This window comes from Porphyrobacter sp. MBR-155 (genome assembly GCF_040547625.1).
Taxonomy (GTDB): Bacteria; Pseudomonadota; Alphaproteobacteria; order Sphingomonadales; family Sphingomonadaceae; genus Erythrobacter.
Genome location: NZ_JBEPQB010000006.1, coordinates 36,925 through 49,718, shown reverse-complemented (window position 1 = coordinate 49,718; position 12,794 = coordinate 36,925). Strand labels below are relative to the sequence as shown.

The 12,794-nt window shown below is 63.1% G+C and carries 15 protein-coding genes; 4 read left to right on the top strand and 11 right to left on the bottom strand.

What is annotated here, in order from left to right:
- Positions 1-34 precede the first annotated feature (34 nt).
- Positions 35-853, top strand: coding sequence for a hypothetical protein (locus tag ABIE62_RS08020; RefSeq protein ID WP_354325043.1), 819 nt, complete (start codon positions 35-37; stop codon positions 851-853).
- 5 nt (positions 854-858) lie between these two features.
- Here ABIE62_RS08020 and ABIE62_RS08015 read toward each other — a convergent pair whose 3' ends face one another.
- The gene (locus ABIE62_RS08015; protein WP_354325041.1) at positions 859-1,860 is read right to left on the bottom strand and encodes an adenosine kinase; all 1,002 of its coding nucleotides are present in this window, start codon (positions 1,858-1,860) and stop codon (positions 859-861) included.
- A 122-nt stretch (positions 1,861-1,982) separates the two neighbouring features.
- Between ABIE62_RS08015 and ABIE62_RS08010 the strand changes: the two genes are divergently transcribed.
- The 3 genes from ABIE62_RS08010 to ABIE62_RS08000 all read left to right on the top strand — a co-directional run bounded on the left by ABIE62_RS08010 (position 1,983) and on the right by ABIE62_RS08000 (position 4,069).
- The gene (locus ABIE62_RS08010) at positions 1,983-2,672 is read left to right on the top strand and encodes an EI24 domain-containing protein (protein WP_354325040.1); all 690 of its coding nucleotides are present in this window, start codon (positions 1,983-1,985) and stop codon (positions 2,670-2,672) included.
- Positions 2,669-3,052: a hypothetical protein gene (locus ABIE62_RS08005; protein ID WP_354325038.1), complete on the top strand. Its 384-nt coding sequence runs from the start codon at positions 2,669-2,671 to the stop codon at positions 3,050-3,052. Before ABIE62_RS08010 ends, ABIE62_RS08005 begins: the two co-directional genes overlap by 4 nt.
- Positions 3,053-3,124: 72 nt before the next feature.
- Positions 3,125-4,069 carry a hypothetical protein gene (locus ABIE62_RS08000; RefSeq protein WP_354325036.1) on the top strand — a complete coding sequence of 315 codons (945 nt, stop codon included), beginning with the start codon at positions 3,125-3,127 and terminating at the stop codon, positions 4,067-4,069.
- A gap of 301 nt (positions 4,070-4,370) precedes the next feature.
- Here ABIE62_RS08000 and ABIE62_RS07995 read toward each other — a convergent pair whose 3' ends face one another.
- The 10 genes from ABIE62_RS07995 to ABIE62_RS07950 all read right to left on the bottom strand — a co-directional run bounded on the left by ABIE62_RS07995 (position 4,371) and on the right by ABIE62_RS07950 (position 12,769).
- Positions 4,371-4,736: a HesB/IscA family protein gene (locus ABIE62_RS07995; RefSeq protein ID WP_354325035.1), complete on the bottom strand. Its 366-nt coding sequence runs from the start codon at positions 4,734-4,736 to the stop codon at positions 4,371-4,373.
- On the bottom strand, positions 4,736-5,212 hold the full coding sequence (locus tag ABIE62_RS07990) for an SUF system Fe-S cluster assembly protein (protein WP_354325034.1): 477 nt from the start codon (positions 5,210-5,212) through the stop codon (positions 4,736-4,738). Before ABIE62_RS07990 ends, ABIE62_RS07995 begins: the two co-directional genes overlap by 1 nt.
- Before the next feature lie 5 nt (positions 5,213-5,217).
- Positions 5,218-6,444 carry a cysteine desulfurase gene (locus ABIE62_RS07985; RefSeq protein WP_354325032.1) on the bottom strand — a complete coding sequence of 409 codons (1,227 nt, stop codon included), beginning with the start codon at positions 6,442-6,444 and terminating at the stop codon, positions 5,218-5,220.
- Positions 6,441-7,196, bottom strand: a complete 756-nt coding sequence (locus tag ABIE62_RS07980; protein ID WP_354325031.1) for a SufD family Fe-S cluster assembly protein — start codon at positions 7,194-7,196, stop codon at positions 6,441-6,443. Before ABIE62_RS07980 ends, ABIE62_RS07985 begins: the two co-directional genes overlap by 4 nt.
- On the bottom strand, positions 7,193-7,948 hold the full coding sequence (sufC, locus tag ABIE62_RS07975) for a Fe-S cluster assembly ATPase SufC (protein WP_354325030.1): 756 nt from the start codon (positions 7,946-7,948) through the stop codon (positions 7,193-7,195). The genes ABIE62_RS07980 and sufC overlap by 4 nt, the downstream gene beginning before the upstream one ends.
- 120 nt (positions 7,949-8,068) lie before the next feature.
- A complete protein-coding gene (locus tag ABIE62_RS07970) occupies positions 8,069-8,596 on the bottom strand; it encodes an endonuclease domain-containing protein (protein ID WP_354325029.1) in 528 nt (175 codons plus the stop codon).
- Positions 8,593-8,919 (bottom strand): hypothetical protein, encoded by a 327-nt coding sequence (locus ABIE62_RS07965; protein WP_354325028.1) that lies wholly within the window; start codon positions 8,917-8,919, stop codon positions 8,593-8,595. Before ABIE62_RS07965 ends, ABIE62_RS07970 begins: the two co-directional genes overlap by 4 nt.
- Positions 8,916-10,412: a Fe-S cluster assembly protein SufB gene (sufB, locus tag ABIE62_RS07960; RefSeq protein ID WP_354325026.1), complete on the bottom strand. Its 1,497-nt coding sequence runs from the start codon at positions 10,410-10,412 to the stop codon at positions 8,916-8,918. Before sufB ends, ABIE62_RS07965 begins: the two co-directional genes overlap by 4 nt.
- The gene (locus ABIE62_RS07955; RefSeq protein ID WP_354325024.1) at positions 10,409-10,849 is read right to left on the bottom strand and encodes an SUF system Fe-S cluster assembly regulator; all 441 of its coding nucleotides are present in this window, start codon (positions 10,847-10,849) and stop codon (positions 10,409-10,411) included. The genes sufB and ABIE62_RS07955 overlap by 4 nt, the downstream gene beginning before the upstream one ends.
- A 90-nt stretch (positions 10,850-10,939) precedes the next feature.
- Positions 10,940-12,769: a DUF885 domain-containing protein gene (locus ABIE62_RS07950; RefSeq protein ID WP_354325299.1), complete on the bottom strand. Its 1,830-nt coding sequence runs from the start codon at positions 12,767-12,769 to the stop codon at positions 10,940-10,942.
- Positions 12,770-12,794: the final 25 nt, after the last annotated feature.

Here is a 12,794-nt window from a genome sequence, read left to right as displayed (position 1 = left end):
CGCTCCCCGGTCGCATTCGAGAAGGGGGGTCTCGATGCCATATCGCAACGCACATTATTTTGTAGGTGCTGTCCTGCTGGTCATTCTGACGGGCTTCTGGGCAAGCTATTTTTCAGTAGCCAATGGGGTGCCGACGGCGTTTCATGTCCATGCAATTTCATCGATGACCTGGCTGCTGCTGTTGATCGCGCAGCACGTGGCGATCCACCGCCGTCACAATGCGCTGCACAAGCAGATGGGGTTGGCGAGTTTTGCCTTGTTTCCGTTTCTGATTCTCGGCTTCGTGATGATCATCAACGTTTCGGCCACGCGGTATTCCGCTGGCGGGGATGAGGGCATCGCCCTGCTTGGGCCGGCGTTCGGGATCGGAATGGCAATCGCCATCGCCGCCTATCTCACGCTATTCTATCTCGCGCTCAAACACCGCCGTAATGTGAAGCTCCACGCTGGTTACATGCTGGCGACACCGCTGATCCTGTTTGAATCGCCTTTCAGCCGCGTCATCCTCGACTATCTGCCGTGGTTCAATGTCATCGGCAGCGAAGGGCCGCGCGTTGTGCTCGACGTCATCGTGATCAGCGATGGCCTCGCGATCCTGTTCGCGCTGGGGCTCTATGCGATGGATCGCAAGCACGGTGCCCCATGGCTGATCGCTTCGGCCTTCATGGGCGCGCAGGCGGCGGTAATGTGGTTTGCACCCTCAATCCCGCTGATCGGCAGCGCATTTGGCGTCTATGCGGCAATCCCGCCGGCTGTATCGCTCGCGCTGGGTGTTGTCGCAGGCGGGGCGGCTGCATGGTTCGGTTGGGAGGCAGGCAAGGCACCGCGCAAGCGCGCCGCGCAGCCCGCCTGAGCCCTTTAAAGCCGCTCTGCCATCAGCGCGACCATGTCGGCCTCAGGGCGCGGGCCGTAATGCGCGATCACTTCGGACGCGGCAATCGCCCCGCGTTTGAGACAGCGCGTCAGCGGTTCGCCCTTGACATAGCCCGACAGGAACCCGGCGGCGAACTGATCGCCCGCGCCGGTGGTGTCGACCACCTTGATCACCGGCACCGCGGCAACCTCGGCGCGCTCACCATGGGCAATCGCGACTGCGCCCTTTTCACTGCGGGTGGCGACCAGCACCGGCACCTTGCCCGCGACCATCGCAAGGCCCGCTTCGAAATCAGCTTCGCCGGTCAGGGTGGCGAGTTCGCTTTCGTTGACGAACAGGATGTCGATCACACCGTCTTCGATCATGGCGCGGAAATCATCGCCGTGGCGGTCAATCACGAAGCTTTCCGAAGCGGTAAAGGCAACCTTGCGGCCCGCCGCACGCGCCACTTCGATCGCGCGGCGCATCGCGCGGCGAGGTTCCTCGGGATCCCACAAGTAGCCTTCGAGATAGAGAATCGCCGCCGAAGCGATCAGATCTTCGTCCAATGCAGCGGCGGGGAGGTATTGGCCCGCGCCAAGAAAGGTGTTCATCGTCCGCTCGCCATCGGGGGTGACGAAGATCAGCACGCGGCCGGTGGCAGGTTCGCCTTCACGCGCGGGCGTATCAAAATCGATCCCGGTGGCGCGCATATCGTGGCGGAACACCTTGCCCAGCTGATCGTCAGAAACCTGCCCGATAAACGCGCATTGCAGGCCAAGCGTGGCAAGGCCAGCAAGCGTGTTGGCCGCAGACCCGCCCGACAATTCGCGCGCCGGGGGCATGGCTTCGTAAAGTTCATCAGCCCGCGCCTCGTCGATCAACGTCATCCCGCCGCGATTGAGCTGGAGTTCGTCGATCAACTCCTCCTCGCACGAAGCAATCACATCGACCACGGCATTGCCGATGGCGATCACGTCATAACGGGGCGGGGTGGTTTCGGGCACGGCAAGTTCCTTCAATAGCGCTTGCGCGCCGCCTAGCCGCCTTCTTGGCCCGCGCCAAGACCTGTGTGCGGTGCGGTTCGCATGCGTTGACTTCGCGCGGCGCTGCCCGCATTTCCCGCCCCATGTCCGCTGTTCCCGCCGCTCTTGCCAAAGCCATTGGCCAGCTTGCCGACCGCGCCGTGGTAATGGTGGCGATCAAGAGCATCGCAATCACGCTGGCGCTGTTCGCAGGACTGGGCGGGGGGTTCTATTTCGGGCTTGCCGCCTTGGGCGAAAGGCTGGGCGCGCACGGGGGGTGGGCCGTGCTGTTTGCGCTGGTGCTGGTGCCGATCGCGGTGTGGCTGCTGTTCCGGATTGTGGCGCTGGCGGTGCTGCAGTTCTTCGCCGACGAGGTCGTGGCGGCGGTCGAAGCGCGGTATTATCCGGCGCTGGCGGCCACGGCGCGCGCGCTGCCATTCCGCCGCGATCTGACCAATTCGCTGCGCGGACTGCGCAGGGCACTGGGCTACAACGCGCTGGCGCTGCCGGTTGCGGGGTTGGTCATGTTCACTGGGATCGGCCCGGCGCTGGTGTTTCTGGCGGTAAATGCCGTGCTGCTGGGGCGCGAACTGACCGACATGGCGTGGCTGCGTCATTGCGCGGGTGATGAGGTGGGCAATCCGGCGGGGCGCGGCGAACGGATGCTGCTGGGCGCGGCGGTTGCAGGGTTGATGCTGGTGCCGTTGGTGAACCTGATCGCTCCGATCATTGGCGCGGCGGCGGGCGCGCATCTGGTGCTGCGGCGGCTGGAGCAGGCGGGCGGGCCGCGATGATCCGGCGCGTGATTGCTCTTACTGCACTGGGGCTGGCGCTGTCCGGCTGCGTGGGCGGCGCGAGGCCTGCCGCTGACCGCGCCGCACCGCGCAGCGCGATTGTGGTGGTGCCGCAGGTGATGGCGGCACAAGGGCTAGGGGGCGTGATCGGATCGCCCGCAGGCGCGCTTACCCGCCGGTTCGGTGCGCCGCGCATCGATCTTGCCGAAGGCGACGCGCGCAAGCTGCAATTTGCCGGGCCATCCTGCGTGCTCGATATCTTCCTCTACCCGCTCAGCGCCGGGGCGGAGCCAACCGCCACCCATGTCGATGCGCGACTGCGCCAAGGTGGGGCGACGGTCGATCAGGGCGCCTGCATCCGCGAACTGGAAACCCGATAATCCCCTTGGTAACCCCGTCTTAAGCCTGTTGGTGGCATGACGCATTGCCAAACTAGGGGATTTGACTGCGCCATGACCACGCAATTCATCGACTTCGCGCAGCGCGCTGCGGCTGACGGGCAGGTTACGTCAGAAGAGCTGATCAGCCTGCGCCGCGAAGGCTGGGGCGATGGCATCATCACCCGCGCCGAGGCCGAGGCGCTGTTTGCGCTCAACAATTCGCTGCGCGACCGTAGCCCCGAATGGTGCGATTTCTTTGTCGAGGCAATCGGCGAATTTGTGCTCAACGCCGCCCCGCCGCGCCTGCAATGCAGCGATGATGAAGCCGCCTGGCTGATCCGCCAGATCGATTCCGATGGCGTGGTCGAAAGCATGGTCGAACTGGAAACGCTGGTGCGGATCATTGAACGCGCTGAAAATACGCCCGACCGGCTCAAGAATTACGTGCTCGATCAGGTCGAACGTGCCGTCATCACAGGTTCCGGCGCGACCCGCTGCGGCGGGACGCTTGACGCGGCCCATATCAGCGCGGCCGAATGCCGGATCATCCGCCGGGTGATCTTCGCCAGCGGCGGCCACGGCCCCGCCGCCGTGACGCGGTTTGACGCCGAAATGCTGTTCCGGCTGAAGGACGAAACCATCGCGGAGGAAAACTCGCCCGAGTGGGATAATCTGTTCATCGACGGGGTTGCCAATTATATCAAAGGCTTCACGCTTTCCAACGCGCAGGTCAGCCACGAACGCAAGCTGGAGCTGGAAGGCTTCATCGCCGACAACAGCGCCAGCATGGGCCGGCTTATGGGCCGGGTCGCGCGTGAAGCGCCGCAGGTGTCGAACCATTTCGGCAAGGTGTTCGGCAAGAAGCCCAAGCCCGGGCCGGATTACGATGCGCAGGCAGCAGCGGGCGAAGTCGTGACCGATTTCGAGAACGAATGGCTTGAAAAGATGATCGATGCCGATGGCGAAGTCGATGAACTGGAAAGCCGTCTGATCGCGCGACTGGCGGCGGAAGCCTGAGTGCCTTAGCTGTCAAAATCCAACTGGGCGGCAGCGCCACCCTGCATAGGTAGCGGACCGCGCGGCGGGATAGCAGGAACGGGTAGTCCGCTCTCGGGCGGTTTGCGTCGCGGGGTCGGGCGTTGACGAAGAAGCTCGTCCAGTGACCGTGTGCCCGGCCGCTGGTCAGGCCTCGCACCCTGCTTATGCGTAGCCATTGCGCCAAGGGCTGCAACAGCAAGCAACCCAAACCCGGTTGCAATTTGCGCCAAACCGCTCAGAATATCGCGCTCTGCTTGGTCTCTGTCAGCCATACCGCTGTTTATACCATGAAACTTTCGCCGCAGCCACAGGCACCCTTGGCGTTGGGGTTTTCAAACACGAACCCGGCGGTGAAATCATCCTCGCGCCAGTCCATGATGCTGCCGATCAGATAGAGCACGCTCGCCCCGTCGATGTAGAACACACCGCCGGGCGTCACGATCTTCTCATCGAACTTCGCTTCGGCGGTGACGTAATCGACCGAATAGGCGAGGCCCGAACAGCCCCGGCGCGGGGTCGACAGCTTGACCCCGATGGCATCCGCGGGCGCCTTGGCCATCAGATCGGCAATCCGCTCCTCGGCAGCGGGGGTGAGGATCACCGCCGCCTTGGGCGCGGGGCGCGGTTTGGTGGTGGTTTCGGTCATCACAACATTCCCAGTTCAAGCCGGGCTTCGTCCGACATCTTGTGCGGCCCCCACGGCGGATCCCATACCAGAACCACCTCGGCATCGCGAATCCCCGGCACCGATGACACGCGCAGTTCAATCTCGCCCGGCATTGATTCGGCCACCGGACAATGCGGCGTCGTCAGCGTCATGGTGACGATGGCATCGGCATCATCATCGACCTCGACCCCGTAAATCAGGCCGAGATCGTAGATATTGACCGGGATTTCCGGGTCATAGATTTCGCGCAGGGCCGCGATCACATCGGCCTGCAAATCGCTGCCATCGCCGCCTGTCGGCGCATTGCCGGTCTTGGCCGCAAGAAAACCATCAAGGTAATCGCGGCTGCGCGGGGCGGAATTATCGGGCGCGCTATCGTGGTCAATCGCATCTTCCACCCGCGCGCGGGGTGGTTTGCTGACTGTCATGTCCGATTGATCGGCTGAGCTGTCCATTGCTCTCATCCTCTTCCAAAAATGCGGCGGGTGCGGGCGATCCCGGCCAGCAAGGCGTCAATATCCGCCTCGGTCGAATAGAGCCCGAAGCTGGCGCGCGCGGTGGCGGGCACGCCCAGGTGATCCATCAGCGGCTGGGCGCAGTGGTGCCCGGCACGGATTGCGACATTTGCCTCGTCAAGGATCGTGCCGAGATCGTGCGGGTGGATGTCGCCCACCATGAAACTGACGATCCCGGCGCTGTCCTGCGGCCCGAACAGGCGCACGTCATTCATCGCGGAAAGTTCGCGCCGCAGCCGGGCGGTCAACGCCGCTTCGTGCGCGTGGATCGCTGCCAGTCCGGCGGTACTGACGTAATCGACCGCTGCGCCGAACGCGATGGCTTCGGTGGTCGCGGGCGTCCCGGCCTCGAACCGCTGCGGGGCGGGGGCATAGGTGGTGCGCTCAAACGTCACGCGGTCGATCATCGCCCCGCCGCCCTGATAGGGGGGCATGGCGTCGAGAATAACGCTGCGCGCCCACAGCGCCCCGATCCCGGTCGGGCCGTAGAGCTTATGCGCGGAAAAGACGTAGAAATCGCAGCCCAACGCCGTAACATCGACCGGCATATGCGGTGCGGACTGGCACCCGTCGAGCAGCAGCAACGCGCCGACTGTGTGCGCCAGCGCGGCGGCGCGCGGGGCATCGAGCACGCTGCCAAGCACGTTCGAGACATGAGCAAAAGAAACCAGCTTGTGCGCCTCGGTCAGCATCGCCTCGGCGGCGTCCAGATCAATCTGGTGGTCGGCGGTCAACGGGCAAACGTCGATCACTGCGCCGGTTTCTGCGGCGATCATCTGCCAGGGCACGATGTTCGAATGATGCTCCAGTTGCGACAGCAGGATGCGATCACCGGGTTTGAGGTTTGCGCGGCCCCAGGTCTGCGCCACCAGATTGATCGCCTCGGTCGCGCCGCGGGTGAAAACCAGCTCGCTTTCTGCCCCGCCGATGAAGCTCGCGACCTTGCGCCGTGCCGCTTCAAACGCCAGCGTCATCTCGGCAGACCGGGCATAGACCCCGCGGTGGACGGTGGCGTAATCCTCCCCCATCGCGCGCGCCATCGCGTCAATCATGGCGCGCGGTTTCTGCGCCGTCGCGGCAGTGTCGAGATAGTGCCACGGCGCGCCTTCGCCTGTGGTAAGGCCGGGGAATTCGCCGCGCAGGTCGCGGTTGATGGTGGCAGGTGCGTTCACAGCCGTGCCCCCTCCAGCGCGCTGAGCGCCGCATCGAGCAGCCGCGCGTGCTCATCCGCATCATCCAGCGCCACGAAGGCATCGCCGAGAAACGCCTGCACCAGCAGCCGCTGCGCCGTTGCGGGATCGAGCCCGCGCGCCATCATGTAGAACCGCGCGGCTTCGTCCAATTCGCCCACCGTCGCGCCGTGCGCGCACTTCACATCGTCGGCGAAAATTTCGAGCTGCGGGACGGCATTGGCGCTCGCGCCTGCCTCAAGCAACAGCGCCTTGAAATCCTGCGCCGCGTCAGTCTTCTGCGCATGACGCGCGACCTTGATTTCGCCGAGGAAATTGCCAGTGCCGGTGTTCCAGTGAACGGCGCGCACTGTCTGGTTGCTGGTCGCCTCGGGTTCGGAATGGATCACCTTGGTCACAAATTCGCGGGTCGCATCACCGCCGCCGATGGTCACGCCGCCAAATTCGAAATGCGCCCCCTTGGCGAGGCGGATTTCCATCTCGACACGGGTGTAATCCTGTCCGGCATTGGTGACGAAGAACGCGGCCTGCGCGCCTTCGCCCAGCGTCACGCGGAAGCGGTGCAGTTCGGGCGCATCGCTGCCGACGATCAGGCAGCGCGTCACGCTCTCGCCCGCGCCCACGTCGATCGCCTGCCACTGATCGAGCGCGTCCGCGCCCAGCCGCGCCAGCCCGTCCATATCGGCATAGCGCCACGCTTCATCGCGGCGAGTAGGGAGGGTCGCTACCGTCACGCCATCACCGCATCGTAACCCTCGGCCTCCAGCCGCAGGGCGAGTTCGGGGCCGCCGGTTTCAACAATCCGGCCATCGGCGAGCACGCTCACCTTGTCGGGCTTCACCACGTCGAGCAGGCGCTGGTAGTGGGTGATCAGCAGCACGCCCTTGTCAGGTGCGCGCATGATCGAATTGATCCCTGCCCCAACAATCCGCAGCGCGTCGATATCGAGGCCGCTATCGGTTTCATCCAGCACGGCAAAGGCGGGATTCAAAATGCCCATCTGCACCATCTCGGCGCGTTTTTTCTCGCCGCCGGAAAAGCCGACATTCACCTGCCGCTTGAGCATATCCATGTCCATCTGCAGCAGCGCGGCCTTGTCCTTGGCGAGTTTCAGGAACTCGCCGCCGCTCAATGGTTCTTCCCCGCGCGCCTTGCGCTGGGCGTTCAATGCCTCGCGCAGGAACTGCACGTTGGAAACGCCGGGGATTTCGACCGGATATTGAAAGCCGAGGAACAGCCCCGCCGCCGCGCGTTCATGCGGTTCGAGGCTGAGCAAGTCCTGCCCGTTGAAGGTCACGCTGCCTTCGGTCACATCATACCCCGGCTTGCCGCCCAGCACGTTCGCCAGCGTTGATTTGCCCGCGCCATTCGGCCCCATGATCGCATGGATTTCGCCCGCCGGGACGTGCAGCGTCAGCCCCTTGAGGATCGGGGTGGGATTGTCCGGGCCGCCGACGGTGGCGTGGAGGTTGGTGATTTCAAGCATGTCAGTTCTCAAGTCCATCGTCGCCCCGAGCTTGACCCGGGGTCCCGCTGCCTTGGGCTGCGCGGGAAGGAAGAAAAGCGGGGTCCCGGGTCAAGCCCGGGAAGACGGAAACGGCAAGGTTCATCCCTTGCGCTCCCCGTGCGGTTTGGGGCGGTCGTAGCTTTGCTTCGGGTTGGCCGCCTTGTGCGCGCGGGCGGCGGCTTTGCGTTCGGTGATCCGGTCGCGCATCACGGTGGTGAGGCGCCCAAGCACCGCGTCTATGTCATCGAGAATGTCGCTGGCCGCGATCCGCATCACCTTGATGCCGACGCTTTCAAGGCTCTTGTCGCGGCGCTTGACGAGGGCATCGTTCTGCCCCTCCTCGTCAATCGCCAGCGCGAGGCCGAGATTGTGGCAGTTGAAATCGACAATCGCGCTGCCGACCACGGCGTGGCGTTTGAAGGTGTAGCGGCCCAGATCGGCAGCCGCGAACTTCTCCGCCAGCGCCTTGTGCGCATCGGACGAATGGCGCCGCATTTCGCGCGCCTGTTCATGCAGGGCGTCGAGGCGCGAATCCGAAATCTCCCACCCACGGCCCTTCTTCTTGAGCGCGGGGGCATCGGTGGAGGCGGCATCGGGATTGAGGGCCAGGGTTTTACGAGTGGTCATTTTCGCATAGCATCCGCTGTAAATTGCATTTCTTGCCTCAAGCTATCAGCAGCACTTCCGGCGCCTTCGATGTTGTCCATCTGTGCTTCACAGAACCGGACGATAAACTCACGATGCTCTGAAAATTCCCGAAGCGAATAAACTGCCGCTACCTTCGCTGCGATGGTGCCTTTGCCATCGATGAATTGCATAAGCTCGAAAAAACGCTCGCGCCGCCTAACCGCTTTGTCTTGGAACAACTTTATCACGTAGGCTACTGCGCTCCCGGCGATTCCAAACAGTGGAATGGTTGTTGCGCCTAGTGTGATCCAGTTCTCACTCACCCCACGCTCCCCTCAAGCGAAATCGCCAGCAGCTTCTGCGCTTCGACTGCGAATTCCATCGGCAGCTGCCGCATCACGTCCTTGGCAAAGCCGTTGACGATCAGCGCCACGGCTTCCTCTTCGCCCAGCCCGCGTTGCATCGCGTAGAACAGCTGTTCGTCGCTGATCTTGCTCGTGGTCGCCTCGTGCTCGATCTGCGCGCTGGGGTTCTTCACCTCGATATAGGGCACGGTGTGCGCGCCGCATTGGTCGCCGAGCAGCAGGCTGTCGCACTGGGTGAAGTTGCGCACGCCGCTGGCGGTCGGCCCGACGCGGACGAGGCCGCGATAGGTGTTTGACGATTTGCCCGCCGAAATCCCCTTGGAGATGATCGTCGAGCGGCTGTTCTTGCCGTTGTGGATCATCTTTGTGCCGGTGTCGGCCTGCTGGAAATTGTTGGTGACCGCGACCGAGTAGAACTCGCCCACCGAATCCTCGCCATTGAGCACGCAGGAAGGATATTTCCACGTCACCGCAGAGCCGGTTTCCACCTGCGTCCAGCTGACCTTGGAACGATCACCCTGACACAAAGCGCGTTTGGTGACGAAGTTGTAGATCCCGCCCTTGCCCTCGGCATTGCCGGGGTACCAGTTCTGCACGGTCGAATACTTGATCTCGGCATCGTCCATCGCGATCAGTTCAACCACGGCGGCGTGGAGCTGGTTTTCATCGCGCATCGGCGCGGTGCAGCCTTCGAGGTAGCTGACATAGCTGCCTTTTTCCGCGATGATCAGCGTGCGTTCGAACTGGCCGGTGTTTTCGGCATTGATGCGGAAATAGGTCGAAAGCTCCATCGGGCAGCGCACGCCTTCGGGCACGTAGACGAAGGTGCCGTCAGAGAAGACCGCACAGTTCAGCGCCGCAAAGTAGTTGTCGCGCACCGGCACGACGCGGCCGAGCCACTTTTTCACCAGATCGGGATATTCGCGGATCGCCTCTGAAATCGAGAGGAAGATCACGCCTGCACGCTTCAATTCCTCGCGGAAGCTGGTGGCGACGCTGACAGAATCGAACACTGCATCCACCGCGACCTTGTGCGCGCCCTTTACCCCGGCCAGCACTTCCTGCTCGCCCAAGGGGATGCCCAGTTTGTCGTAGATGCGCTTGATCTCGGGATCGAGTTCATCGAGCGAACCGAGTTCGACCTTCTTCTTGGGCGCGGCGTAGTAATAGGCGTCCTGATAGTCGATCGCGGGATAGCCGACCTTAGCCCAATCGGGCTCGTCCATGTTCTGCCACAGGCGAAACGCCTTTAGCCGCCAGTCGAGCATCCATTCGGGCTCGCCCTTCTTGGCCGAAATGAACCGCACCGTGTCTTCGGTGAGGCCTTTTTCAGCAAATTCGGTTTCGATGTCCGATGACCAGCCATGCTCGTAATCGGCGGCTTTCGCGGCAGCTTCGCGGGCCTCGATATCGGTTTCGGGCCGGGCTTGCAGGTCTGTGTCTTGGTTCATGCCAGATGTTCCTCAACCAGGGGGAGCGGGCGCGGCGCAGGGGGATTGCGCAGTTGCGACAGGGTGATCCCCGCCAGCGCGCCGCGCAGCGCGTTATTGATGATCGGCCAGTGCGGTTTCATGCTGCACCCGGTTTCGAAATCGCAGGGGACGTGATCGATGCAGGTCGCCAGCGCAATCGGCCCTTCGATCGCCTCGACAATATCCGCGACCGTGATTGCGGCGGCAGGTCGGCCCAGTTGAAGGCCGCCATGCGCGCCGCGCACTGATCGGAGCAGGCCAGCGGCTGTCAGCTTTGACACCAGCTTCTGCACGGTCGGCACCGGCAGCCCGGTTTCCGCCGCCAGTTCCGCCGCGCTCACCCGACCATTGCCGCAGTGCAGTGCGGCTTGGCACATCGTGATCACGGCATAATCAGCAAGGTTTGACAGGCGCATTGCGAGCAGTTCTCAATTCAGACGAAATCGTTCTGAATTAGAAATAGGAGCAATCCGCTCCGATTACAATCGCAAAAACCGCGCGGGCGATCAGCCGCCCTTTTGTGCTGCGACCCAACTGCCGACATTTTCCTCCATGATCGACAGCGGCACCGGCCCGCTGGTGAGGATCACATCGTGGAAGGCGCGAATGTCGAAATCAGCGCCCAATTCGGCCTGAGCCATCGCGCGCAGCTCCATGATCTTCAATTTGCCGATCATATAAGCGGTCGCCTGCCCGGGATAGACGACATAGCGTTCAATCGCCTTTTCGATGTCGCCCGCCGGGTTCGGTGTGTTGTCGGCGAGATATTGCATCGCCTCTTCGCGGCTCCAGCGTTTGTGGTGGATGCCGGTATCGACCACCAACCGCGCGGCGCGCCACAATTCCATGCCGAGCCGTCCGAAATCGGAGAAGGGATCGGTATAGAACCCCATGTCCTTGCCCAGTTCCTCGGTATAGAGGCCCCAGCCTTCGGAATAGGCGGTCACCCCGCCAAACCGCCGGAAAGCGGGCAGGTTGCCAAGCTGGGTCTGCACCGAAAGCTGCAAGTGATGGCCCGGCAAGCCTTCATGATAGGCCAGCGCTTCCAGTTCATTCTTTGACATGTCGCGCAGGTTGTAGAGGTTGACGTAGTAGATGCCCGGGCGCGATCCATCAGGCGCAGGGCGCTGATAAAAGGCCTTGCCCGCGCTTTTTTCACGAAAGGCTTCAACCGCGCGGATCTCCAGCGGATCGGTTGGCAGAGTGGCGAAAAATTCGGGCAGCTTGGCATCCATCGCCGCCAGATATTGCTTGGCATCGGCAATGTAATCTTCGCGGCTGGTGTGGAAGAAGCGCGCGTCATCGCGGGTGTAGGCAAAAAATTCCTGCAAGGTGCCGGTAAAGCCAACCTTGGCCATGATCCCGCGCATTTCGCCGTGGATGCGGTCGACTTCGCCGAGGCCGATGGCGTGGATTTCGTCAGCGGTCAGATCGGTGGTGGTATAGCTTGCGAGCAGCGCGGCGTAATATTTGTCGCCTTCGGGAAAGCGCCACACGCCATCACCGGTCGGAGCGATGGCCTGCTGGCGCTCCATTTCGGCGCGCAGGCGCTGGTAGGCGGGGGCGACGGCGGTGCTCCACCCTGCGCGGGCGCGTTCCTGCAAGGCGGTTTTTTGTTCGGCGGGCAGATCAAGCTGGCCGAGCTTCTTGGCAAAATCCTCCAGCACCGCGTTATCATCGCCTGCGCCCAGCAGATTGCCGATATCGGAAATCACGTAAGGATAGACCCATTTGGGCGGCATTACGCCTGCGTCCGCCCGATCGCGCGCCTTGGCGATGAGCGCGTCCAGCTGCGGCCCCATGCCTTCGATGCGCGAGACATAGGCTTCGGCCTCAGCCAGATTGGCGACCCGGTGGGCGCTGATCAGAAACGCAGGCATCCGGCTTTGCGCGCCGTTCATCTGGTCGAAGATGTAGCCATAGTCGCGGTAGGGGTGAAGCGAGGCGCGGCGCGCCGCCAGCTGTTCAAACAGGCGGTAAGACAGCGCTTGCTGGGCGGGCAATTGCGCCGGATCGAACGAAGCGCGCATTCGGGTGGCTGTATCCTGCAAGCGCGCAAGCTCGGCATCAGCCGCCGCATCGGAAGGGTCATCCCACTTGCCGTAATCCTGATCGCGGATGCCGCGGAAGGCCTTGCCAAGCGGAGAATTGGCGAGCTGCTCTGCATCATAGGCGGCAAACAGCGCATCAATCGCCGCAGCTTCGCTGGCGGTGCTTTCAGCCGCAGGTGCGGGCGCTGCGTCCTGCGCGGCAACGCCGACCGGTGACAGCGCCAGCGCCAGCGCCAACAGCGAGGGGGTAACAGCAAATGCGGAAGCAGCGCGGAAATGGGGCATGGTCACTCTCAGGTCAGATTGGCAC